We start from the raw sequence: 25,260 nt of genomic DNA, 5'->3' as shown, positions 1-25,260 counted from the left end.
GGCAGGGCGTTGCCTCTACCCTGTGAGAAGGCAGAGGACGCATTGCTTAGGCATGAGTTTTGTTCTTGGTACGGTCCCAGCCACCCACGACCTTGCCGCCACCTTGACCGTCGCCGCGCTTCTGCTGCACGTATTCGGTCTTGATCCGCGCATAGTTGAACTTGATCTCTTCCTTGGGCAGATCGCTGACGTCAGAAGCGTCGTTACCCGACTCCATATTCCCCAGGAACTTGACGGAGGACACCACCACTTCTTCCATGGTGATGGTCAGGTAGGTGACCTTGTCACCACCGGCACGGTTGACGTGCAGAACCACCTCTTTGATGTGCTGGCCCTTGCAGCAGGTTTCGAACAGCTTGGCCGAGGCTTTGTCGACGACCTTGCGGATCGAGAAATCGCTCAGGTTCACACGCTCCGAAGAAGCGCCGCCGGCCGAACTGGCAGTGGCGGAAGTGGCCTGCGTAGCACCGTATTCATAGCCCACCACTTCAATCCACTCAGCGTGTTTGTCGTCGGTGCTTTCGCCAGGAATGCCATCGATTTTCAGGTATGCATCAAATGCCATTGGGTAAAACTCCTTTGTTGGTATAAGGCGGTGTCCGTCCATTAGCGGAACACAACACCTTTGCGGTACGTCTCATTGCCCTAGCAAATGAGACTTTCACTGGTGTCACCGAGCAAGCAGCCCCACTCGGTAACCAGTATTTTGTGCGCACGCCGGTGCCATCACGGCTGTGCGCGCACTTCAATCTCCACACGGCGGTTTGGCTCCAGACAACTGATCAGATCAGCGCGCGGCAAAGCGGTGTCACAGCGCACTAAAGGTCTGCGACTGCCCTCACCGACGGCCGTGACCAGTTCCTGGGGCACACCTTTGCCGACCAGATAGGTTTTGATCGTCTCGGCGCGCTGGCGAGAAACCCGCAAGTTGCTGTCGGCGTCACCGATCTGGTCGGCGTGACCGGCAATCAAGATCGTGCCGACGTTGGGGGTATTGAGCAGCTTGGCGGCGATCTGACCCAATTGCAGACGCCCCCCCTCCTTCAAGCTCTGTAGGTCCGCCCTACCGAACGCAAACAAGGTGTCCGATTCCAGCGTGATGGTCTCAATGGCACGCAACGACTGCGCCAACAAGCTGTTGATGTAATTGCGCGAACTGGACACCAAGAATGCGTTGTCCATAATCCGTGGCACATCCGGTTCATTGATCTGCTCGCTGTAGAAAGCAATTTGCCGTCCGGCATACAGGTAGTCAGCCGCTTCGGGCTGAGCAACTCCCGTGCTGGCTCTGATGTGACGAGCAATGCTCGGGTACCAGTAGTCAGGAATCGTCTGTTTGAGCAACAGTGGGTCCGCCTTCCCTTGCCAGGACTTGGCGAGCATCTGGTAGGTCTCCAGCGTTGACTTGCCGAACTTGGCGATGGAAGCCGCCCGGTTGTCCTGGGGCAAAGCACGCGGCTCAACGCTGTCGACGCCAGTCACCAGGTGCTTATCCTGGGTGTTGCGCTGATACACCTTGATCGTCGGCAACAGTGACAACGAACGTGTCAAGTTGTCTGCGGTCGGTGTCAGCATCACCCGCTCCAGTTCGGCAAAATAATGCTCGCGCACCTTTGGCTCGATCACCCAACCTTGATAAAGACCCAGGCGCAGAGCCCAGGGCACACCGGTTTGTCGATGCAGGCTGTAGTAATCTGCAGCGCTCGCGCGCAAACGGTCCAGACGCTGCCAACCGGCGTACGCCCCCGGTGACTCGGCGTCTTGCTGAGCGGTTAGCGCCAAGTCGCCGACAAGACCTTCAATGGCCATTTTGTTCTGCCAGAAAGCTGTGCCCCACGCCCCACAAACGACCAGTGCCAAGGCCGCGCCGCCCAGACGCCAACCTCGCAGGTGACGATCCTCTCGCCGGTTACGGCTGTAAAGAGCCACCAGATGTTGATCCGGGATGATGACTTTCTGGAAAAGACTTTGGATGAACAACGACTGTGGCTGGGCAGCCCCCTTTGTGGGGATCGATTGCGGATCCAGGGCAAATCGCTGGCTGACTTGGCGGATGTGTTCCCCCAACGTCGCGCATTGCGCATCCAATGCACTGGTGAAATAGAACCCGCGCAAAAGCGTTGCACTCTGATACGGGTTGGCTTGCAGCAGTGTGGCGACAAAGGCCCGCAACACAGGCTTGAACGCCATCAGTTCCAAAGGAAAGCGATACACCGTTGGATCGTCGCGCGTGATGCGGATGTCTTGCTGCACCAACTGCTCGCCAGCCACCTGTTGCCAGTGACTGGCCCACACCTCCAGGGCCTGAGCAAAACGCGCTCCCCAGTCCGCTTGCTCAAAGTGAGCGTGGGGAAAGGTCGTGCCCAATACACCGTCCTGGTGCAACGAATGCCGTTGTCGGTAGAACTCGCTAAATCCGGGCAATAGGTCGCACTTGGTGAAGACCAAATAAATCGGCAACGTCAGTTCCAGCAGCGCCTGCGCTTCCTGCACCCGCTCACGCAAACGCTTAGCCAGTTGTTCACACTGAAGCGCCGAAGCATTCAGCAGATCCTCCAGGCTTACCGTCACGATCAAACCATTCAGCGGCTGGCGAGGGCGGTATTGGCGCAGCAAGGTCAGAAATCCACGCCAACGGCCCGCCTCCTCCGGGGTGTCCATATAACGGCCAGCGGTGTCGAGCAACACCGCTTCGGCGCTGAAGAACCAATCGCAGTTACGCGTCCCGCCCAAGCCCACCGTACGCACCCCCTCACGCTCAGCGTAAGGAAAATGCAGACCAGACTGCAGCAACATCGAGCTTTTGCCGGAGGCTGGCTGGCCAATCACCAAGTACCAGGGCAAGGCATACAGTGCATCCCGTGAGCGCCGTCCACGCGTACCGGCACGCAAACGAGCGATACTCTGCAACAGGCGCTCACGCAACAAACTGATCTCTTCACGGTCGGCAGGGCTGGCGTTTAGCACCGCCTGATCGGCGTCATCGCGCAGCAGCACTTCCAAATCCTGATACTGCGCTGCCCCGCGATTGAGCAGCAGCACGTACAGCGACGAAGACACCAAAAACCCACCAATGCCCACCATCAAGCTGCTCAGGGACGAGAAGCCTAGACGCACGCCAAGCCCCCAGATGACGAAGAGCATCAGGAAGCAACTGACACCGACTACATAGGGCTGGTACTTCAAAAAGTAATACTTGAGCCGGTTCATGCGATCGTCCCCTGCTGCCGCGCCGGGGTAAACTCGACCCACTCTCGCAACGACTGCTCCGCCCTCATGGCAGGGAGTGAAACGCCAGGCTCAGCATGCAGCAACGAAGGACAGGACACTCCGCCCGCCAAGACGCGGTACGCCGTAGCAACTTGACGCGAAGCGAAACAGAGCAAGCCTGGGTGCATAAAATCATCCACCAGCACACTGACGGCCGGAACCTGTTCATTACGTTGGACGGTCAGCCATTCGCACCAGAAATCGGCCACCGGCCGCATCAAGCCACGCGCGGCCGGGAGTGGAAAATGCACCACCGACGGTCGCTTTTCGCAGGCGCTCTCACGCAAGCCCATCAATCGCTCCGGTAAGGACACGCTATCCAAGTTAGCGTAAGAAGGTTGCAAAGCATTGGCGACATCTCGTAGCTCGAAGTCATCCAGAAACTTCACATGCACACGCCGATACAAGGCCACGTCAGCGAGGTCCCACGGACGCAAGGCTTTCAACTGTTGGAACACCGAAGCGTTGTCCAGCCCCTGCGACGCGTCGATCAATAGCGGTTTGATCTGCGCGGCGAAGACTTCACTCAACGTATGTGCATTGAGCCCGCTGTCGGTGGGACGGACGAGTTGAAAGATAAAAAACGGGTAGCGCCGACCACTGCTGTCACGCGAGCTGACCACCCCACCCAGCAACCAGGCGCCAGTCGTACTGACAAAACTGAAATAGCACAGGGGCAGCTCGTCAAAACGCGCCTGCCACTGCGCACTTTGATCGAGATCCACCAAGGTGCGCTGCAACCATAGATCGAACTCAGCCACTTCAGGCAATGCCCCATGCAGGCTGACGAAATCCGCGCTGGCGGGGATCTTTCCAAAACAACCAATCATGTGCCGTCAGCCCGCGCTGCACCGCCCAGAGTACCGAGGGACTTCACGTCACCAAGATCGGTGAGGCGCACGCCACCATAGTTACGCAGCACAAGACTGACTTCCGCTCCTTGAACCGGCCAGGTAAAACGCTGACGTACCTGGTCCAATTCGGAAACCTTGGCGCTGTCATTCATCTTCAACAGGCCCCAGCGTCCTGGGTAGTCAAATACCGTCTTGCGCTCTCCGGTCAGAGTGACCACATCCAAACGCGCGCCAGGGCTCTGTGGGTTCCCTGGCCAAGTGAATCGGTTCCATTGCGGCTTGCCATTGCGGTAGTGTTGCACCTGACCATCCAGCGTCAGGATGATATCGGTGAAGCGTTGGGACGGTTCAAGCATCACCTCAAAACCATTGCCGGGATCGGACAGGCTGGCGATCACTTCACCCAGCGCGCTGGCCTTCTCGATGCCCTGTAGCATGCGTGAGCTCACCAGTGGGGCGCCGTTGCCGGCCCGGCTCATTCCTAAACCTTCGCCGCCTGCCAAGTTGCCGATTTCATTGCGCTGGAAAGCCGGCATCAAGCCCGTACCGGGATCAACAAAACGCTGTAGATCCTTGACCGAAGCCTCGTTTTGCGCGGCCGGGTTGATGGGATACCGATGCGCCAAGTTTTGCTGCCAGGGTTTTATGATCTGCTGCGACCATGCCTTGGCAACTTGCTCTCCGGCCGGGGCACGCAGGCTTTCCCAGGTGAACAGGATAGGGTCATTGAAGAGGCGCTTCAGTGAACTGGAAAGGCTGTTCTGCGACGTCTCGATACTGCTTTCAACGTAGTTTCGCAGGCTGGTGACCTCCGTCGGCTGGCCGTCGAGGGTTTCGATGATCAGTTGCTTGCTGCTTTTACCCAGATCCTGGGAGCGCTCAATATTGCTCAAGCGCACTTTAAGTTTGCGCAGCGCGGCCAGATACCGGTCCATGACCGTGCGATCCGCACCATCCGGGTTTTCGGCTGAAAACAAACGCGAGACGCTGTCAAACTGGCTACTCAAAGCACCGTCGGTGAATGGCAAAATGGCCGCCAAACCGGCAGTGGCAGCCTCGGCCAGCGGCTCATCACTGGACCGGTCCCACGAGGTATTTTGATGGAGTGCCATCAGCACCTGCTTGAGAGGCGAGTTCTGAACATCGCTCAACGGGGCCAAGTGCTGTAGTGCCTGTTCCAGGGTGCTGAACTGACGCAGGCCTGTTCCTGCCAGGAACTTCGTCCACGCTGCCGCATAGTCACGCTTATACAGCGCCATCAGGTCCCGAATAACGTTGACCTTTTGCACCTGTTGATCGACGTCCTGACCTTCCAGCACCCAGTCGCTGTCATGCTGCATGGAACCTGCGAGCAATTTTAGCAACGCCGGTTGCATGAACTGCTCCCAGCCCTGGCGGGTATACAACGCAGGCACGGTTTGCGCGGAAAAAAGCAACTGCCGGCCAGGGCCTGAGACCATCTGGTTCAGGGTCAATGCTGGGAACTGCTGGTCGGACTCCAACTGCAGCCGGAGATACTCACGTTCCACCAGAGAGCTGGTGATCATCAAGGACTTGAGGCTATGGCGCGCAGCACTGACCAGGCTCTCATTGCGTGGCATTACCGGCGCGTCATCCTGGCGCACCATCTGGGCATAGAGTGCCATGTTGCCATTCACTGAAGCGGCGCTCAACCATGGCCCGGCAGGTTCCATCACTTGACGCCATGCCGATGGCAGTGCGACAGACAGGAAGTCAGTATCGGGATGTTGTTGAGGTGAGGTCAGGATTAAATACAATTTCAACGCACTGTAAGCCTCCACTAAAGTGGTCGCTTGCGCTTCATTAAGGCGTCCCACTACCTCCTCAGACAGGGCCAGCCCAGCCCGCGACAGCGCGGCTTGTCGCTCAACATCCACACTGCTTGCAACAGCCGAGGCGGCTGTACGCGCGCCCTTTTTCGGCACGAAAACCTCGCGGGGTTCATGGGTCAAATGTTTGGCCAGCTCGTTCAACTCGTGCAACTGCAATTGCAGATGCCGGCTGATCGGGGCCAAGACCTGCCGCCGCAATTGTTCTTTGTAAGCGGCCTGCAACGGCACCTGTAACGCATCGACCGGATACAGTCCGGCGCCGTGAGCCCACGGCACGCCGTGCTCGCTCTGCGTATTCAGCCGTTGCACTTGCTCGCGCAGCATCTCCAAGGTCGCCACGGCGTCAGCACCTGACGCCTGGTGAACATTGAGGTCGTCCCTCAGCTCGGTCAGCCACAGTCGGGTCGCGTGAAAGGCACTCGCTTCCCAGGCCAGCGCCCCAGCACCTACAAACAAAGCGCCGGTCAAGAGCACGGGACGCCACGCGTGGTTCACGCCCTGACGGGCGTAGTAAAGACCCAGCTTCCGATCAGGAAACAGTATTTTGCGAAACACGTCGGTGATGAAGTAACTTTTCTCACCGGCACGGTTGGCAATTACTTCGCCAGATGGGGCCAACCCATAGCGTTCGCTCAGTTCATCTTCATGGATCGCCGGCAACGCCTGGCCGTCCTGCAAGGCACTGGTGAAATACAGGCCGCGCAAGAGCAAGGGCGCCTGAGTGGAGTCCGTACAGTCAAACGGCGCCAAGAAATTCGCCAGCACCCCGGACATATCCGCCAGATAGCGAGGAAACTGTAGGCGCTCAATCGCCCCCTCGGCCGATTTCGACACCTGCGCTCCTACATGCTGATTGAGACGCTGTAACAAGGCACTGAATTTGCCTTCCAGTACCTGACGCATGCCCTGCTTGCGCAATGCACCCGGATCGAAGGTCACGCCCAAGGGCTGCTGCCGCGCCCCAGCATCCAGCCCGTCAAACACCGCGTGGAAACCGGGCAATAGATCCGTCTTGCTGAGCATCAGATAGACCGGTGGGGTCACCCCAAGGCTGGCGCTGTATTGCTGAATACGTGCCACCAGCTGCGCAGACAGAATTCCACGCTCCTCCTGACTGGCCGATAGAATTTCCGGCAAACTCACGACCAGCACCAAGCCATTGATCGCCGGTCGCCGACGTTGCCGCCTGAGCAGCTTCAGAAAACCAGTGAACTCATGAGCGGACTGGTCATCACTGAGGTAGCGACCTGCCGTATCGATCATTACGGCTTCGGGGCTGAAGTACCAGTCACAGTGCTGGGTACCGCTCTGCAACCCCGGCATCGATCCCTCAGCCACCCGAGCCGACAGGCCGGCTCGGGTCAGCAACGAGGTTTTACCGGAGGCCGACAAACCGATGACCAAGTACCAAGGCAGATCGGATAACGCAGCCGCACCACCACCGCCCGCCTCGGGCGCGGCCCTCAGTAATTTCACCGCGTGCTGCAACCGTTCCCGCAACACTTGGTGATCGCGAAACTCCCCACCCCGCTGTTCGCGGTCGACCTCAACACTGAGCAGGTGTTCAAGGTTGCGTTCAGTGCGAATTCGCGCGTACTGACGTAACACCACCCACAGCAAGCAGCAGGCACTGAACAGTGCCATGCCGACCCACACGGCCTCCCGCTCCACAGCCGTCCACACCAGCACCGCAGTGCACAAGGCTATTCCAGACAGCCACACCAGCACCCAGAGAAACCAGAAATTTTTGATAACGCGCAATAGTGTCTTCATTACATCCTGACCTGAAGTGTCGACTGAGACTTAAACGCCGAACAGGCGGCTGAGTTGTTCGGAAAGCACGGCCACGTCACGCTCAAGCAGCCAACGCAACACCCAGAACACGATGCCGCAGCCTGCCGCCAACAGCGCCATGTACAGCCACACCGGTACTTCATAGCGCAGCAAGTGCGAGACCTGGTCAGGCAACGCCCAATCCGGCGACAGCGCCTGCGGCACCTGTTGCCCACTGGCCAAATCCTGGCCCAGGCTGTTGGCGATGTACGCCAGTTGCTCCTTCTGCTCCAGGCTGAACTTGCCCTCAAACCCCAGCGCCAGGCACAAGTGGTAAACCTCTAGGACATCGCGGTTTGCCTTCACGTCCCCGCGCAACTGCGTCAGCTTGTCGAACAGGCCTTCTCCTGCCAGGTGCACGCCGAAATACTGAAACTGCAAGGTGTGTACTTCGAAGTGTGAGCGCAGCGGACTGTCGCCTGCCCGCAACACGCTCTCGTCAAGAAAGGCACAGAGCGCGTATTGCGTGTCCTTGACCTGCTCGACGCTGTAGCCGGCGGCACGCGCGCCATGTTCCAGGCCGTGAAAAAACTCATCCACGCTGCGCACGAACTGCGTCACGTCTTGCGCCTGACTTCCGCGACGGATCAACAGGGCCATGGATAGAAAATCGCGCACGAGATCCTTCATCAACGTTTTTTCTACGGCCGCGGAAACCACGCCCAACGTCTGTGCAAAAGTCATTTGGGCACCGCCATCAGTTCGAGCTTGAGATCTTTAAAGGCGTTGGGAACGTAGAAACAGATGGCCTGAGCAGCCATCATCCTTTCGTAGACCTTCCCCTGGGGTTCGATTGCGAAGTAGTGGTTATCCAGGCGCAGCGCAATGGCGCTGGGCAGCCTCGAAACAGGATTGAGCACGACACCGGGCATCGCAGCATTGACCACCACTTCAATTTCATCTGGCGCACCCACCTTGAAGGCTCGCGGCACCAGCTCCAGCAACTTCGCACCGGGCATATCGGCTTGCACTGCAATATAGAAGTCCGCATCCGCTAAACGAGGGTCGCGCAAACGCCCTGTATAGAAGGAAGGCTTGTTCTGCTCGAGGTCGATGACAATGCATTGGCTGGGCACCACGTTGTCCAGCAGATCACGGATCAAAGCATCCAATTTCAGTAAGGCTGGCGCTGGATCTTGATGGTCGTATGCCGGAATATCCGTCAGCTCGCCTCGCAAGGAAAAGGTCAACAAACTGCCCGTCAGCTCAGCCAAGCATCGATACAACTGTTCCGGGTGCACGCCGGGGTGCTGGAGCAGATGAGCCAACTCCGCATAGGCTCGGTTCACCGTGTTCAACAACCAGAACAAGGTCACGTCACTGCTACCAAACTCGACAACCTGATCGCCACGCTCGCGTCGGCGCGCGCCCAGCAACTGGCTTTTGCCCTGTAGCGCCGCCAGGAGACGCTTTCCCACCACCAAGGGTGTGGGGTGGGCACCGAGATGCAATGCGGGTGGCACAAACTGCTCGTCGCATCGAAACCCACCCGTAGCATCCCGGACCAAACGCAGCAATGGGCACGCGGTGTAGCCATCCAGGTCATCGCCCTCGATCAGCAGCACCGGGTTCAAGCGCAGGCGGGTGATCTCGCTCTCCAAATCACCTTCGTTCAGGTCGGGGAGCGCGTCGAAGCGTTTGCAAAAACGTCTCGGGATGTGGGTAGCCTGCGTGTCATCCTGGTAATTGGCTCCTGCAGGCTGCGACAACCTCAAGGCAACGAAAACCTTGAGGTGCGCCTCCTTAAATAACTCATTCAGGTTTCGAGCGGGTGGCAGGAGGTCGTGCTGAGGAGCATCGAATGCGGTACCGTCAGGAAACACCAGCTTAAGCCGCGTCAGTTGTAATCGGCCTTCAGCCAGTGCATCACTGTCCAACTCCAAGGCTTGCACGCCCCAAAAGAAGGGTGTGCCGCGCATGGTTGCCTGAGCTTGTTGATGTTGGTGAAAAGCGTCCTGGTACTGGAAGTGCTGAGGCAGCATGAACATGCCCTCGTACCACATCACGCGATTGTGCTGGCTCATAGCACTACCTCGGCCGAGGACGGCGAAGGGGCTACATCGACTTCAAGGGCCGCTTCGGTGTTATCCGATTCGGGATCACTCCAGCGCGCCACCCCGTCGAGCACATCGACCCCACTGGCAGCCACCACACGTGAGCCCTCAAGCAATACACGTACGCCGTTCGGGGAAAACCACAGGCCGTCCTTGCGCAAGGAATCCGCCGCGAAAGCGATTTTCCACGGTTGCTCAGAAGTGTCATGAAAAAAGGCTGCAACCCCGACAAAGCGGGTGGCATCGCCCAACGGCCAGTCCTCGACATGGCCAATGCCAGGCAACACTGTCAGCTCACGGGCATCCAATACGGTGGCGCCCATTGTTTGCTGCGGAACCGTCCATAAGGCATCAGCACTCGCGGCCACGAATGGCTCCAGGCGAGACAGTTGATACACCCGCACGACCACGGAGAGCGGCTCTCCATCAGTCACCGTATTCAGTTGGTTACCGCCATCAATCGTCATGCGCAGGCGATCAGGACTGCTGAACATCATGTCGTTTACCCACGAGCCCCCCATTTTCCGTCCCGCCCGATCAGTCACGCCGCATGCGCTCAGGCCGAGCGCAAGCAGCACCAAGATTCCTATCCGGTACATAAATGTCCTCAAAATTTCCATGTTCAAGGGTGCAGCAGGCCATCCTGCGCAGCCGCTACTAACTAAGGTTCACCACAAACCCGCCATCCATACCCACGTCGACCTCCGCACGTTGAATGGACAAGTGTTGGGCCATTCGCTCCAGCACACAGCTCGCCAGTTCGGGCATCAAGGCGCCGGACAAGATGTTGTCGATGTTGCGGGCGCCGCTATCCACCTCAGTACAGCGCGATGCCAGTGTCGTCGGCACAGCCTCAGTGATGTGCAAAGGCACGTGGTAGTGACGCTCGAAACGTTGCTGGATGCGCGCCAACTTGAGCCCGACGATGCGTTCAAGAATGGCGTCCTGCACCGGATAGAACGGCACCACCTGCAAGCGCCCCAGGAAGGCGGGCTTGAAGGCCTGATGCAACGCCGGTCGCAGTTCTTCGATGAGCTGCTCAGGGCTGGGCAGTGCGTCGACCTGATGACAGGTACGCAGAATGTGGTCAGTACCGACGTTTGAGGTAAGCAAAATCAGGGTATTGCGGAAGTTGATCGATCGCCCTTCGGCATCGTCCAGCATCCCCTTGTCGAACACCTGGAAAAACAGCTCCAACACATCGGGGTGGGCCTTCTCCACCTCGTCGAGCAGCACCACGCTGAATGCTTTGCGCCGCACGGCTTCGGTCAACACGCCGCCTTCGCCATAGCCAACGTACCCTGGCGGCGAGCCTTTGAGTGTGGCAACGCTGTGGGCTTCCTGGTATTCGGACATGTTGATAGTGATCAGATTGCGCTCGCCGCCATACAAGGTATCCGCCAGCGCCAGTGCGGTTTCGGTCTTGCCCACCCCGCTTGGACCGAGCAACAGAAAGACACCGATCGGCTTATCGGGGTCTTCCATATGCGCTCGAGACACCTTGATACGCTGGCTGATTGCTTCCAGCGCGTGGTCCTGCCCCAACACCCGCTCGGCGAGGAGCTGGGGGAGCTGTTGCACCGTATCGATCTCATCGCGCAGCATCGTGCCCAGTGGAACCCCGGTCCACCCGGCAATCACCTCGCTGACGGCAGCACCATCCACCTGAGCGTGGACCAAGGGGTTGTCACGCTGGACCTCAGCCAGTTGCCCCTTCAAGCGCATCAAGGCATCGAAACTGGTCTCGGTTCCCTGGCGCAGTTGCACACTCAGTTGATTCACTTCGTCAACCAGAGCCCGTTCGCGCTGCCATTGCCCCGACAACACATCAAAGTGTTGTTGCACGCCCGCCAACGCCTGCTCCAGTTCGTCAAGCCGGCGCTGGTGTGGCGTCCCGGTGCGGGCCTCCTGCTCCAGCAACTCACGCTCGCTGGTGATCTGCTCAATCTGAATGACGCAATCTTCCAGTGCCGCAGGCGTGGTGGACTGCGCCAGCGCCACCCGCGCGCAGGCCGTATCCAGCACGCTTACGGCCTTGTCAGGCAACTGCCGCCCGCTGATGTAACGGCTCGATAGACGCACGGCCTGTATCAGTGCCTCATCCAGTATCGCTACGCCGTGGTGCGCCTGCATTTTTTCAACAAGCCCCCGCAGCATGACCACGGCCTGCGCCTCGTCCGGCTCTTCGACTTTGACCACCTGGAAGCGACGAGCCAACGCCGCGTCTTTCTCAAAGTACTTCTTGTATTCCGCCCAGGTAGTCGCGGCGATTGTGCGCAACTCACCCCTCGCCAACGCGGGCTTGAGCAAATTCGCAGCATCGTTCTGTCCAGCCTGACCGCCGGAACCAATCAAAGTATGGGCTTCATCGATAAATAGAATGATCGGATGCAGGCTGCGCTTGGTTTCCTCTATCACAGCTTTCAACCGTTGCTCGAACTCGCCTTTCACGCCGGCACCCGCCTGCAACAGCCCTAAATCGAGCGTGTGAATGGCAACCTCGCGCAACACCGTCGGCACCTCGCCCTGAACAACGCGCAGGGCCAACCCTTCCACAACGGCGGTTTTGCCCACACCCGCCTCACCCGTGAGGATGGGATTGTTCTGCCGGCGACGGGTCAGGATGTCGATCATCTGGCGCACTTCCACATCTCGCCCCAACACCGGATCAATACGCCCTTCCCGAGCATTCTGGGTCAGGTTCACCGTGTACTGATCCAAAGCCGGCGTTTTGCCCGATCCGGCCGTCACCGGCGAGGCCGATTGATCCAGGGCAACCGCCTCCGCTGTACCTTCTACCAACTGGGCAAGTCGGTTACGCAAATCATCGGGATGAACCTTCTCCAACTCCGCTGCCGAAGCCAGCACCCAGCGCCGAAGCTCCTGATCGTCAAGCAAGGCAAGCAGCAGGTGGCCGCTGCGCACACGCTCCTGACCGTACTCAATGGACGCCACCACCCACGCCCGTTCAATCCACCGGGCAATCTGCGGCGACAGGGCTGGCGTGCGAGTGTTGCCAACCTTGAAACCTGTCAGGGCTGTGCGTAATTGAGCCTGCAGGCGTTCTGTCACGACCTCGTAGTGATGAAGGATAGGCCGCATGTCGCAATCATTGATCGCCAGCAGTTGCAGCAGCACATGCTCAACCTCCACATCGTAATGACGCTCGTTCAAGCACAATGCAGCAGCATCCTCGGTCGCACGGCGGCTGAGGTCATTCAGTTTGGCAAACAGAGTTTTCAGGTTCACAGCAGCGTGCCCTCATAAGGAATACGGAAAATCGCACAACGATCAGGGCTGGCTTCACGTGCAGGACGTTTCAACCAACCCAGCCAGCCCAGTGCCAGCCCACCGTTTCGACTCAAGCGCGCCTCGGGTACCGCGTCGGCACGCAAGATGGGGGCAATCTCAACATCCAGGAATGCACCGATGTAGAAGCGAGCCAGTTCCAGCAGCTTGCAATAGTCGTCGGTGCCCGGCTGAAAGCGCCGATAGTCATCCAGGCTGAGCGGCCCCAACTCAATACGAAGGCACGATTGGTAGTCCCAGACTCGCCAGCCAGCCACCGACCCGCGTCCCAACACCGCATTACGTCGCCCCAATTGGCAGCGTTGCGCGGACGGAAGCGGCAGCCAGCGACCGACAAAGCTCTTCACAACACAAGGCACGACGAAGTAGTAAGCCAGCATCAATTCCAGGTTCTGCGGCGTACGCCGCTGCTGCGCCAGCAGGCCGGAAAAGTAGCTGAATACATCCCGAGGCAACGCCGAACCACCCTTCTCAATCTGTCGTTGCTGCACTTTCGTGCCGAGCCCCAACAACGTGTGCAGGTAACGATCAAAGTCAGAACGCCCCTTGCGCTCATGCTCAATATGGAACTTGTACTTCTGCCAAGCCTGATAAAACAGCGCCGTCATCCGGTGGGAAAACAGATCCAGAAAGGCGTGCCCGGCGTCATCGCGGTTTTGCATGTGGCGGGCCATCAGCATTTCGGTATAGGGCCGAGGTAGCACGCCGGAAGGCCCCACCAACCCCATGAACGTGACCTGCACCTCGGACAAGGGCAAGCCCGATAGCGACATACGCTCAGCCCGCTCAAAGCGCAGGTCACTGACATCGCTGGCAGGAAAGTTCAGCGACAGCAGCGAACGAAACCGCAGCGGATCATCGTGGGGACGCGCTTCAGGATCAGTACGCCCCGTCTTGCTGTAGTGCAGCCGCAGCAAACGCACCAGTTGAAAGAACTCAAACCGGTACGGCTGTGACCGCGCCTGATCAATCAGACCAGGGCTTGAGCGCCGGTTCTTGGTGGCCATTGCACGATTCTCTTTTCTCGCTGCCGAGACTGCAGGGTGAGTTGGGTAAAACTGTTGAGCGAGCAATACAGCCCGAAGAAGTGGTCCAGCACCTGGCCGAACAGGAACACGCCACCGCCGATGTACTGGCTTTCGTCCAGCTCCAGCGTCAGCCCCACGCCACGAACAACGCTAGGCCGAGGGTGCCCGAGCAGCGCCACCGTTGGCGCACTGCGCAACGAAACAATGCCGTTGATCTGCTTTCGCACTGCAGAAGCTTCCCGGTAGTTGTAAAGACTGAGCAGCTCCAACAACACCTCGCGCCCGTCATGGGCCAGCGACAAATGGTTGAGCGACAGGTGCGACACCAGGCGCCACAGCAACCCCTTCCCCTGCGGCAAGCGAACGGAGGGTGTGGGTTTGCGCAGGCAGCGAACTCGCTGTACCACCGAGTCGCCCTCCAGGAAAAAATCGCTGCCCGTGCCGCCATAGGGCAACAACCTCGGTAAGTCGCGGTTACTGCAGGTCAACGTCAAGCTGAGGGTATCGTCGGTGCTGTCAACCAACTCCAACTCTCGATCGACCAGGCGAATCGCCAAATCGGTACCGGTTTTCTGCCCATGGGCCACCGAGCGACGCCGGGCGATCCAATAGCTACCATCGTCGGAGACCGAGTCGCGCGGCTCGAAAAAGGGTCGGCACGGCTCGACCTGTTGCTGACGACCGACTTCCTTGATCCGCACGACACGGTCAATCGACACGACTTCAGCAAAGCGATGTTGGCGACCATCCGGGACCACCGGGTACTCATGCTGGGTATGCGTCAGCTTGATCGGCTCAGCCTGGTGACGGAACAAATTGACCACGGGCGTGCAGTTGAGCTTGAAGTGACTCGCATTGAGGTTCTGCGCCAACCTTGTCAGCCGCTCGGGCACATCGTATTCGGCGAAGTACAGGTTGACCTCCACCTCCTGCACGGCTTTGCCCGCCAGCACACGGCCCAGACCTTCGAGGTCGAAGAACATGAATTTGTCGGGAAAAGTGAAATATTCATGCAACAGCCGGTAGCCCAGGAAAGAACGCTCGGAATAGTCGATCAAGCCTTCCTCGGCGCAGTAGCCGACCGCCTTCACTGCACCCGGCGGCAATGCGACTTCCCGGCGCTGGCCCGCTTCGGTGAACACCAACGTCGCCCTGGCCACGTTATTGAACAGCAGCTCGTACAGATGAAGCGTCAACGTGCTTTCGCCATCAATGAAAAACCGCAACGGCTGCAGCGCCAGATCACCAAAGCAAACCTCAGTGGTCGTGCACAGACCGATTCGCAAACACGCCTGATGCTCCGTCGTACGGCTGGTGAACGCCGAACGCTCGAGCTCCACAAACGCCACATCGGCCACCCTGATAGGCCAGAGCGTCACGGGGTAACAGGTACGAAACAAACAGGAAATGCCGTCCACTTCCTGCGATTTCAATTCGCTATGACGCTCGATGCAGTAGCCATCAGTTACCGCACTGCTGTCACCGGCAGAGAATTCCACAATCGACAACGAAGGGGTTGGCCGCAGGTAGTGCGGGTACATCACGTCCAGGAAGGCTTCGACGATCTCAGGGAAATCGTCATCCAGTTTCTTGTGCACTCGCGCCGCAAGAAACGAGAACGCTTCTATCAGGCGTTCCGCATGGGGGTCTTCACACTGGTCACCGTCCATCAGCAACCGTGAAGCAATTTTCGGGTACTGTCGCGCAAACTCCTGCCCCAACGTGCGCAGGTGCGACAGTTCCTTTTCGTAATAGGGCAACAGATCGCTATGCATCAGTTCAAGTTCTGCACGGTGTAGGCTTGAGTGTTGACCTGCAACACAGCGTCGAACGACACCTGTCGTGTCGTCTCAGGCAGGCGCAACAGCGCATCCACCCGGAACGTCAGTTGTCGCTGTTGCGGCAGCGAGTCCAGTAGCTGGACACGAACGTGGCGGAAGCGACGATCACCGCTCTCGACGGCCTGCTTGAGTTGCAGCCGAATCTGCGCGCGGTCCTCGGGGTTGAGCAGGCCCTTACTCGTAAAATCAGGCAACCCGTACTCCAACAATGAGCCGCGCAGTTGAGGGAATGCATCCAACGACTGCGCATCAACGTGTTGCCGAGTATTCACGAGGGTTTCCAGATCGCGCACCAAACTGGCCGTATAATCGGCCAGCGAATAGAGGCGTTGCGCGCTACCTTCCACCGCCTGATGCGGAGCTTCGTCACTCAACCGATCAAACAAGGTCGGCAAAAATCTGGCGGGCGTGTTCATAGGGCCATCCTGGCACGGGTACGGATCAACTACGGGTGGATTTCGGCAACTCAGCGACCAGGCGCAATGACGCCGTCAGCTCATCCAGTTGGTAATGGGGGCGCAGGTAGCTCACCGACTTGTAGACACCTGGTTTGCCGGGCACTTCAAAGACCTCGACCCGAGCTTCGCGCAACGGGTTCTTGGCTTTGGCCTCCTGACTGGCGGTGTCATCCAACAACACATAGCTGGAAAGCCAATTGTTGAGGTACGACTCCACGTCTTGGCGGGAGGCGAAACTCCCCACCTTGTCGCGCATGATTGCCTTCATGTAGTGGGCGATCCGCGAGGTGGCAAAGATGTATTGCAGCTGCGCCGAGAGCCTGGCGTTGGCATTGGCGACGTCGGTGTTGTACTGCTTCTGCTTTTGCATCGACTGCGTGGCGAAAAACGCCGCGTGGTCAGTGTCTTTACGATGCACCAATGGCACGAAGCCCAGGTCCGACAACTCCTTCTCACGCCGATCAGTGATGGCGATCTCCGTGGGGCACTTAAGGGCCACTTCGCCGTCATCGGTCATGAAGGTATGGCTGGGCAAGCCCTCCACCAAACCACCACCCTCCACCCCACGAATGGCTACGCACCAGCCGTAACGCGAGAAGGCCTGGGTAACCTGAGTCGTCAGTGCATAGGCCGCGTTGACCCATAAGTACTTACTGTGGTCGCGACCATCCACATCTTCCTTGAAGAGGAATGCTTCCACCGGCGCTGTATCTGGCCCATAGGGCAGACGCCCCAATACATGCGGCAACGCCAATGCGGCATAACGTGAGTCTTCACTGTTGCGAAAGGATTTCAGCTTGGTGTATTCGACCGTATCGAAGATCTTGGCCAAATCCCGAGGCCCTGCCATGTCGGTGAACGAATCCCAACCAAACATCTCGGGAGAGGCCGCTGAAATGAACGGCGCGTGGGCAGCAGCAGCGACATGGGAAATCTCCTCCAGCAGGTACATGTCCTCTGGGCTGCGAGAGAACTTGTAATCCCCCATCAGCATGCCAAAAGGAGCGCCCCCAAAGGTGCCGTATTCCTCCTCGTACACTTTCTTGAAAAGCGCGCTCTGATCAAACTCAGAAGCCGCTTTCAAATCGCGCACCAAGTCTTTCTTCGAGGCATTGAGCAACTTGATCTTCAGCGTCGTGCTGGTTTCGGTGTTGTCGACCAGGTATTTCAAACCGCGCCAGGACGCTTCCAACTGCTGAAACTCGTCAGCGTGCATGACCTCGTTCAGTTGCTCGGACAATAACGCGTCGATATCGGCAATGCGCGCATCAAGCACTGCCATCAAGTCCTTGCTCGGTGTAACCGCCCCCTCAAGCACCTGCCCGACCAGCTCGCCAATAAGGTCACGCGTACGTGTGCGCTCAGTCTCGGAGCGGGCCACACGGCTTTCAGAAATGATGCTATCCAGCAGCGAGATCTGTGGAGCAGCCGCTTCCAGCTGCTCAGTCGAGGTCTGTGGATTGAGTGAAGAGTTAGCGGTCATGATCGACTCCCTGAGGAGTGCTGGAAGACGCTTGGCCTTGACGGCCAAACTCTTGGCTGAGTGCCCGAAGCTTTTCAGGGTCTTGAATAACCTCCTGCAGCATCTCTTCCAATCTATCGTTGCCACCCATCTTGTTGCGTAAATCCGCCAGCTTGCTGCGCAACTCCAAGAGCTTTCTCAGTGGCTCCACCTGCTTGACCACATTCTGTGGCTCGAAGTCATCCATGGCATTGAAGTTGAGTTCAACGCCCAGTTGCGTGTCATTTTTGGCCAAGGTGTTATCGACGCGATAGCTCAGCCGTGGCTTGATGCCCTTGAGCACGCCATTGAAGTTATCGCGATCAATGAGGACGAACTTACGATCCTTCAGGCGCGGCAGTGGCTCCAGCGGGTGCCCAGAGAAGTCGCCCATCGCACCGACCACGAACGGCAACTCCTTCTGTTCAATGGCGTCTCCAACTTCAACGTCATAGGTGATTTGCACACGCGGCGCACGAATACGGTCGAGCTTGTGCTGGGTACTTTCCATCTTTGCCATCTGGCGAACTCCTTAATCGTGTTTCATCCGTTGTTGCCCTACACACCGTAGCGGGAAAATCCCCTACGGAAATGAGATGTTGGCCAAGGCTTAAGCACACAACTTTTGTAAACCATTTGAGGCTGAACTAATGCGGCCAAGGCAGCTCAAAGGGCCTCATCAAACGCCGCACACCGTAACTGCCGAAATCAGTACGAACAATCAGACCCATTACTGTTTCAAGTAGCCTATTTCGGCTTGAATTGAAGGACCATTCCCACAAGGAATAAATTTGTAATTTTTATCGAAAGATAACTTACAAAACATTTCGATCGACCCATTCCGCCCGCGCACGCAGCCCTACACGTCAACAGCTCTAGTTCGCGGGACCAGGACGAAATCTCACAACGAACAGTACCGTTTTATAGCACATATTTTTTACAGATTTCAGCACAGATAGTTCGTCGCGTTACAATTCCCTGGCTTGACAAGCGTTTTCCAAGAAGGTCTCCTTCGCGACTTTAAATGCGAGTGAATACCTGCATGAGCATCATGAATGCTGATGACTGAATCACTCGCGTCATGGCGCTTACAGGAACTTATGGATGAGCAACAGACTGTATCCCTGCTCGGTGAATGACCCGCTGGGTGAGGGCACGAATAGTGGGTTACTTGGGCATGGCACACTGCCTTGGCCAAGCGTGATCGCTGAGCGCCAGTTTCCTACAGACATATCTATTAGTGGCTTTTACGCGACTGACGAACTGAGCGCGGCACACTTTATGGTGGCAACGCTTAGCGATCCGGATAACGGACTGGATGCTCAAGAGCACGAGCAGATGGCGTTGCACCTTAGTTATCTGCTTTCAAAGGTTAAAGTTACAGAGTATGTAACTGCTAGCGAAATTAAAGAGTTACATCAGAAGGCGCAATCCATTCCCGTGATTGGGCCAGTACTGTTTTCGCTATCCAGCCTCCCCAGTACTACTGCCACACTCGCAGCTCTAGTAAACACTCTCACCAAAGGAGCCAGACTGGTAGACTTGCTCGATCTTCAGCCAAGCCTAAAACAGCAGCTGGTGAACTGGGCAAACACCCGCGGCAAACCTGGGAGCATATCCGCGAGACGAGCGTTTAAACAGCGAATCAAGATAGTGAGACTGAGTGGTCAACTTTATTTCGAAGTACCAACTAACGCTCGTGCCCAGCTCTTCCAAATTGGAGGTCGAATTGGGGCTAACACTGCATTACTCCCTTTACATCAAGCTGCGCAGGCCTTACGAAGCAGGGTTCCAATCACCAGCAACGCCTTTAGCTCGCGTGGAATAGGCCGAGTACTGGTCGGCCCTACTGCCAGCGGGATTTTGACACTAGGCCCGCAGGCAGCGATTGATGCCTCAGAGTCAGGAAACCTAAGCGACTTCTTACATAAATCTGCTTATAGCCAAGCAGCAAACGTCCTTACTGTTGGAGTTGGGATTGTCGTAGGAGCTTACCTCACCCCTGCTGTAGTGGTTATATCTGTGACCCTATTTCTTGGTACAGCAATTCAAATCGTCATGAACTACGGTGAGGAATCGCTAAACCACAAAATTGGCGATCTACTAACCGGAGCAAATCGGTGATCCACACAAGCGAAGTTAATTTTCTGAGCAGAATTAGAGGGGCATTAGGCGTCCACATATTATTTGGCGGAATAGTCACCTTATTGCATCCAGCGGCACTTTTAATTCCATACACCATTTTGTCACTTTGGGTAATCGCAAAATATTTATATTGTGCCCATATAACAGAAAGCTTTACAGAGTACGCATCATTTTGGCTTAACGCGCTTGTGAGCTTCTCACTCTTGACGACATTCCTAATGAATGATGCACTACTATATTTTCAGTTTAAGGTACCACTATCGCAGGCTTCATTAATTGCCAGCCTCCCCTCCCTATCTCTTTTGGCACTCTATTACTGGGCATACTCCAGGAAGAGCTATAAATCGCCTTTTTGCCACGATCGCTACCGGGTCAAGACCATCCCTATCGACAACTCTCCCTCCCCGCAATATCGCAACTTTCTAGTTGGAGCGTCTGCCGGCGCCTGCGCCTTAGCAGCCCCGCTCCTAGCTCAATACGAGTGGGCACTTACAGTATTGGCGGTGGGATACTACGGATTGGTTTTTTGGATAATATTTTATTACCGCAATACCATTTCAGGAGTAAAACGACTAAAAACTGAAGAGTCAGCGGCGAACAAGTATTTCTTGTTCGAAAACATAGAAGCTATACGCAAACTCAGGCAGTCATCATGGATTAGCCGCAGAGTGCAAAAGCTATTTAATTAACCCCCTATTACTGCCACCGCCACGACATGGAGAGTCCCGACCTATGGATCTAACCAGCATTTTCGAGCCTCAAAATCGGCGACTGATCAAGCTTAGCACCCCAACGCTGGAACTTCAGGAACTACTGTTAGAAAACTTCAGTGGTAGTGAGGGGCTCTCGCAGCTGTTCAATTTCACGCTGTCGATGCTCTCTCAGGATCCTGCTCTTGAACTAAAAAAGCTGATTGGCAAACCGGTCTGCTTAGAGATCGAGCTTGCCGATGGCGGAGCCCGCCACGTGCATGGCTACGTCACCCGGTTCGGCAGTTCCGGCAGCCAGGGCAACCTGACTCATTATTCGGCAACACTAACCCCTTGGCTGTGGATGCTCGGGAAACGCTTTAACTCACGCATTTTCCAAAATCAATCCGTTGAGCAAGTAATCAGTTCAGTTTTTACTGACTACACACCGCTTGCCCAGTACGAGTTCCGCTTGCTGGGGGGACTGCCGTCACGGAGTTACATCACCCAGTACCGAGAGTCCGATTTGAACTTCGTGCTGCGCTTGCTTGAGAGTGAAGGCCTGTTTTTTTATTTTGAGCACAGTGCCGACCAGCACACCCTGACCATCACCGATGCCTCCAACCTGCTCAAGCCATTGGCGCAGCAGCCCGCAATCCGTTATCACAGCACGTCAATCAACGAGACCGCGGACTCGATCTTCCGATGGAGTGGCCATCGCCAGCTGCAGTCTGGAAAGATTGCCGTACAGACATTCGACTACAAACAACCGGATCACCTTTTACCGGTAAACCTGCAGAGCCTGAACCAGCAGGGCGACGTTACGGCATACGAGATCTATGACTTCCCAGGGCAGTACACCCACGCGAGCAGCGCCGATGGTGAGCGTCTGGTACGCCACCGCATCGAAGCCCTGGAAGTGCAAGGAAAAATATTCAGTGGTGCCAGCAACTGCCGGGCAATGTGCCCTGGCTTCACCTTTGAACTAACCCAGCACCATGAGCATGACTGCGACACGATAGAAGACCGGCAGTTTCAGTTGCTTACCGTGAACCATCAAGGTAGCAACAACTACCTGACCGGCAGTGAGGCTGGCTATCAAAATACCTTCACCTGCATCCGCAAGAAGATCCCTTTCCGTGCGCAACCAGTGACCCCTCGCCCCACCGTCCACGGCCCGCAAACGGCCATCGTGGTCGGCCCGCCCGGTGAAGAGATCTTCACCGATGACCTGGGCCGGGTGAAGGTCCATTTCCACTGGGACCGTGAGTCACGCGGCGCCAACAGCCAGCGCAAGAAAGAAGAGAGTTCCTGCTGGGTTCGCGTCTCGCAAACCTCAGCCAGCGGTGGCTTCGGCAGCATCCACATCCCCAGGGTTGGCGATGAAGTGGTGGTGTCGTTCCTGGACGGCCAGCCCGACCGCCCACTGATCACCGGCAGCGTTTACAACAGCAAGAACACACCGCCCTGGAGCTTGCCGGCCAACAAGACACAGAGTGGTTTTCTCACTCGCTCGACCAAGGGCTCCAGGGCCAATGCCAACTCGCTATTGTTTGAAGATAAGCAGGGCAGTGAGCGCATTTCGGTGCACGCAGAAAGAGACATGGATAGAGAAGTGGAACGTGATGACTCGCTGACCGTCGGCGGTAACCGTATCTTGGAGATCTCGGGAACGCACACCGAAACCATTACCCATGACACCTCTATAACGATCAAAGAGGGCGAATTCAAACTTGAAACTTCGGGCAACGCTATCACCCTGACCGCAAGTACCTCCATCGTCTTAACGGTAGGAAGCAGCTCCCTGACTATGTGTAATGACGGCGTCATTACCTTATCTGGCAGCACCCTCAATTTGATCGGTACGTCAAAAGTTCACATCAACGAAAATAGTTAACCGAGAGGCCCTAATTAATGCGTCAGAATATCTACGACCGCTACGCGGAAAAGCTGTTGCGCGAACGTCAAGAACAAGCAGCAGCGTTGCAAGAATCTGAAGCAAGTCCTCCCCCTCCTGCTCCCTATTTGACAAACGAACTGAGTTTTATTCGGCCAGTCGGCGTCTTGGATAAAACATTTCACGTATTCGCCGAAACTGACTCAGGTCCGAGTCCTTTCTCATTAGTAATAGGCCGCAGCCAAATTGATAAAGACGCGGACGTGGAAGGTATAAGCCAACGCGTAATCAAAGAAATGGAAGGTTCTCTTGCGCACCTTGAGTGGATTAATCCACTTGCGCCCCTAGAGATCGCCGGCGTGGAAGGTCACGAATTCGAGTATCGGTGGCGCCAACAAGGCAAGCCAGTCCACCAGATCCAAATACTGTTTTTGCATACCGACGAGCAACACCATCGAGTACTGATTCAGATCACCGGTACCAGTAACAATATTCAGGGCATGTTGATCGAGGAGAGGATCAGGTTCTACTCAGTGGTTGAAACGATGCAACTGCGACAGCCTCACTCTGGCGTGGTTTGCGAATGACGGCGGCAGCTCGTGAGGGTGATTCGATAGAGCATTCAAGCGCGCTTGCGGGATTGCTGATTGGACTGGCGGTAGGCGCTGCAGCCACTGCACTAATCGTAGGCACCGGTGGTCTAGCGGCAGTGACCATGATCGGAGCAGGCGCTGCGGCCGGGGCTGGTATCGGACAACTAATTGGCAGTCTCTCGTTCTGTCGCAATGAGGCTGGCAAGATCACATCCGGTTCACCCAACGTGTTTTTCAATGGAAAACCAGCTGCTAGAGCACACCTTGATCATGTTGACTGCGACCAACACGGCATTGGTAAGGTGCTCGCTGAAGGCAGCACCAGCGTCTATATCAATGGTCAGCCAGCAGCCAGGGTAGACGATCGTACTGAGTGTGATGGAAAAATCAGTACAGGATCAGGCAATATTTTTATTGGAGGTGGAACGCAGCTCACTGACGCTATCAATCCTGAAGTACCTGTGTGGCTTCAATGGACGATTGGAGGGATTGGCTTCGCCAGTGCCGTCGTGCTAACAGGCGGGTTCCTGATACCTATTGTTGCCTTTTTCGGAGGGGTGGCTGGGGGCATCGGAGGTCATTGGTTTGGTGGAAAGCTGTTTGGAGATGGGTCAAATGGCCAAAAACTCACTGCTTTTGGCGGTGCATTTCTTGGTGGCATGCTGGGAGCGAAAGGTGGATCATGGTTCGATAAAAGATATACGATAAAAACTGAAGGTTTCGGATCAAATCTTGCAAACCTTAGAGTAGTTCCAAAGCATGCGGAAATAGCAAAAAAATTAGACTATATAAAAATCAATGAACGCTCACACGGACAGGCTGTGTACTATAACAGCAAAGCCCCAAGCGAATTACGATATATAACGCGCGATATAGATCAGCACAACGGTGGCTTCTGGAAAGCTGCAAATAGCGTAAAAAATCTTGGAAACAAAACTATACGTTCCGGAACATATAACGAATATCTGACAAAGGTAGGAAAATAGATATGCCTTACTCCTATAGAATTACAAAATACGACAAGGTCAATTCAGAAGGTTATCTTACATCTCCACCGGAGGAATGGACCAGCTTTCATGAAATAGACACGCCAGAGAAAGAAAAAGACTATGTAGAAATAGAAAGCAGGTATCTGAATGCGATCAGGACAATTTCAGAATGCATGAACATTGCTCAATATAAAGTATCCGAATTAGAGTCGCATGACAGCGAAGATTTTTTTGAAGGCCAGGAAATAAATGTATCTGATATTGAAAATATTGCAAGGCAGATTTTGAGAGAGCAAATCTGGTGCAAACTAATTTCGCCAAATGGCGAGTTCCACTTCGGCTATGATTATTACATGTACTTTCTATCTAACAAATGCGCACCATCTTGCATATCAGCCCTATCTAACAACTTAACAATTCAAGAATACCTCTCTCCTTATGCTTAGCACACTTCAAGAAACCCAAAGAGCATTCTGAATAGCAAAAACGCCAAAGCTGAAAGCTGGATCGGGCGGTGGGGGCCATCTTCGGCAATCCAGTCGATGCCACCAACGGTCGCAAGATCTTGCCCGAAGAGCAGGAGACCGACTTCTGCCGGGGCTGATGCCGATCCACTGGTCACGCTTTTATGCCAGCGACTTGAACGTGGATAGCGCACTGGGGCGTGGTTGGGTGCTGCCATGGGAGCAGTCCCTGCACCAGAACGGCGAATTCATCTACCTCTGCGATAACCAAGGCCGCAGCGTCCCCTTTGTCGTGTTGGAGCCAGGCGAACGCATCTACTCCCCCCATGAACGGTTGACCCTGGTGCGCAGCCAGGTAAGCGATCCATCGTCTACACATTCAAAGCTGCCATTTGATGCCTGATGCTGGGCTCCCGATATCCTTCAGGAGCCCGCCGTCATGATGCGCCCCGACGCCAAAGTTGAAAAAGTGTACCTCTACC

19 protein-coding genes and 1 pseudogene are annotated in these 25,260 nt (G+C 56.2%); 7 read left to right on the top strand and 13 right to left on the bottom strand.

Going from position 1 to position 25,260, the window contains the following annotated elements:
- Positions 1–46: 46 nt before the first annotated feature.
- The 13 genes from AACY44_RS00100 to tssB all read right to left on the bottom strand — a co-directional run bounded on the left by AACY44_RS00100 (position 47) and on the right by tssB (position 18,521).
- Positions 47–565, bottom strand: a complete 519-nt coding sequence (locus AACY44_RS00100) for an Hcp family type VI secretion system effector (RefSeq protein ID WP_339529567.1) — start codon at positions 563–565, stop codon at positions 47–49.
- 161 nt (positions 566–726) lie between these two features.
- The gene (tssM, locus tag AACY44_RS00095) at positions 727–3,210 is read right to left on the bottom strand and encodes a type VI secretion system membrane subunit TssM (protein ID WP_339495130.1); all 2,484 of its coding nucleotides are present in this window, start codon (positions 3,208–3,210) and stop codon (positions 727–729) included.
- Positions 3,207–4,100 carry a type VI secretion system-associated protein TagF gene (gene tagF, locus AACY44_RS00090; protein WP_339495132.1) on the bottom strand — a complete coding sequence of 298 codons (894 nt, stop codon included), beginning with the start codon at positions 4,098–4,100 and terminating at the stop codon, positions 3,207–3,209. Before tagF ends, tssM begins: the two co-directional genes overlap by 4 nt.
- A complete protein-coding gene (locus AACY44_RS00085) occupies positions 4,097–7,750 on the bottom strand; it encodes a type VI secretion protein IcmF/TssM N-terminal domain-containing protein (protein WP_339529565.1) in 3,654 nt (1,217 codons plus the stop codon). The genes tagF and AACY44_RS00085 overlap by 4 nt, the downstream gene beginning before the upstream one ends.
- A 30-nt stretch (positions 7,751–7,780) precedes the next feature.
- Positions 7,781–8,494, bottom strand: a complete 714-nt coding sequence (locus tag AACY44_RS00080) for a DotU family type IV/VI secretion system protein (protein WP_339507007.1) — start codon at positions 8,492–8,494, stop codon at positions 7,781–7,783.
- Positions 8,491–9,834 carry a type VI secretion system baseplate subunit TssK gene (gene tssK / locus AACY44_RS00075; protein ID WP_339529563.1) on the bottom strand — a complete coding sequence of 448 codons (1,344 nt, stop codon included), beginning with the start codon at positions 9,832–9,834 and terminating at the stop codon, positions 8,491–8,493. The genes AACY44_RS00080 and tssK overlap by 4 nt, the downstream gene beginning before the upstream one ends.
- Entirely contained in the window at positions 9,831–10,463 is a 633-nt protein-coding gene (gene tssJ / locus AACY44_RS00070; RefSeq protein ID WP_339529561.1) for a type VI secretion system lipoprotein TssJ, read from the bottom strand. The genes tssK and tssJ overlap by 4 nt, the downstream gene beginning before the upstream one ends.
- Positions 10,464–10,521: 58 nt before the next feature.
- On the bottom strand, positions 10,522–13,113 hold the full coding sequence (gene tssH, locus AACY44_RS00065; RefSeq protein ID WP_339529559.1) for a type VI secretion system ATPase TssH: 2,592 nt from the start codon (positions 13,111–13,113) through the stop codon (positions 10,522–10,524).
- Positions 13,110–14,180, bottom strand: a complete 1,071-nt coding sequence (tssG, locus tag AACY44_RS00060) for a type VI secretion system baseplate subunit TssG (protein WP_339495142.1) — start codon at positions 14,178–14,180, stop codon at positions 13,110–13,112. Before tssG ends, tssH begins: the two co-directional genes overlap by 4 nt.
- A complete protein-coding gene (gene tssF / locus AACY44_RS00055; RefSeq protein ID WP_339529557.1) occupies positions 14,144–15,976 on the bottom strand; it encodes a type VI secretion system baseplate subunit TssF in 1,833 nt (610 codons plus the stop codon). Before tssF ends, tssG begins: the two co-directional genes overlap by 37 nt.
- The gene (gene tssE, locus AACY44_RS00050) at positions 15,976–16,458 is read right to left on the bottom strand and encodes a type VI secretion system baseplate subunit TssE (protein ID WP_339507012.1); all 483 of its coding nucleotides are present in this window, start codon (positions 16,456–16,458) and stop codon (positions 15,976–15,978) included. Before tssE ends, tssF begins: the two co-directional genes overlap by 1 nt.
- Positions 16,459–16,483: 25 nt before the next feature.
- Complete coding sequence (gene tssC, locus AACY44_RS00045; RefSeq protein WP_339495149.1) at positions 16,484–17,983, bottom strand: type VI secretion system contractile sheath large subunit; 1,500 nt, start codon at positions 17,981–17,983, stop codon at positions 16,484–16,486.
- Positions 17,973–18,521, bottom strand: a complete 549-nt coding sequence (tssB, locus tag AACY44_RS00040; RefSeq protein WP_339529554.1) for a type VI secretion system contractile sheath small subunit — start codon at positions 18,519–18,521, stop codon at positions 17,973–17,975. Before tssB ends, tssC begins: the two co-directional genes overlap by 11 nt.
- 584 nt (positions 18,522–19,105) lie before the next feature.
- On the opposite strand from tssB, the gene AACY44_RS00035 reads away from it, so the two are divergent.
- From AACY44_RS00035 to AACY44_RS00005, 7 genes and pseudogenes are all read left to right on the top strand, one after another.
- Positions 19,106–20,125, top strand: coding sequence for a hypothetical protein (locus AACY44_RS00035; RefSeq protein ID WP_339529552.1), 1,020 nt, complete (start codon positions 19,106–19,108; stop codon positions 20,123–20,125).
- Positions 20,122–20,835 carry a hypothetical protein gene (locus tag AACY44_RS00030; RefSeq protein ID WP_339529550.1) on the top strand — a complete coding sequence of 238 codons (714 nt, stop codon included), beginning with the start codon at positions 20,122–20,124 and terminating at the stop codon, positions 20,833–20,835. The genes AACY44_RS00035 and AACY44_RS00030 overlap by 4 nt, the downstream gene beginning before the upstream one ends.
- A 43-nt stretch (positions 20,836–20,878) precedes the next feature.
- The gene (locus AACY44_RS00025; protein ID WP_339529548.1) at positions 20,879–22,732 is read left to right on the top strand and encodes a type VI secretion system Vgr family protein; all 1,854 of its coding nucleotides are present in this window, start codon (positions 20,879–20,881) and stop codon (positions 22,730–22,732) included.
- Positions 22,733–22,749: 17 nt separating this feature from the next.
- Positions 22,750–23,319 (top strand): DcrB-related protein, encoded by a 570-nt coding sequence (locus AACY44_RS00020; protein WP_339529546.1) that lies wholly within the window; start codon positions 22,750–22,752, stop codon positions 23,317–23,319.
- The gene (locus tag AACY44_RS00015) at positions 23,316–24,311 is read left to right on the top strand and encodes a toxin C-terminal domain-containing protein (protein ID WP_339529544.1); all 996 of its coding nucleotides are present in this window, start codon (positions 23,316–23,318) and stop codon (positions 24,309–24,311) included. Before AACY44_RS00020 ends, AACY44_RS00015 begins: the two co-directional genes overlap by 4 nt.
- Before the next feature lie 2 nt (positions 24,312–24,313).
- On the top strand, positions 24,314–24,760 hold the full coding sequence (locus tag AACY44_RS00010; RefSeq protein ID WP_339529542.1) for a hypothetical protein: 447 nt from the start codon (positions 24,314–24,316) through the stop codon (positions 24,758–24,760).
- 68 nt (positions 24,761–24,828) lie between these two features.
- Positions 24,829–25,130 (top strand): annotated as a pseudogene (locus AACY44_RS00005) (DUF6531 domain-containing protein); the annotation flags it as partial.
- Positions 25,131–25,260 lie beyond the last annotated feature (130 nt).

Origin of the sequence: Pseudomonas sp. RA_15y_Pfl1_P11, assembly GCF_963970975.1 — a bacterium.
Taxonomy (GTDB): Bacteria; Pseudomonadota; Gammaproteobacteria; order Pseudomonadales; family Pseudomonadaceae; genus Aquipseudomonas; species Aquipseudomonas tritici.
Note: the sequence above shows the minus strand (reverse complement) of the source record. Positions and strands in the feature narration are given on the sequence as shown.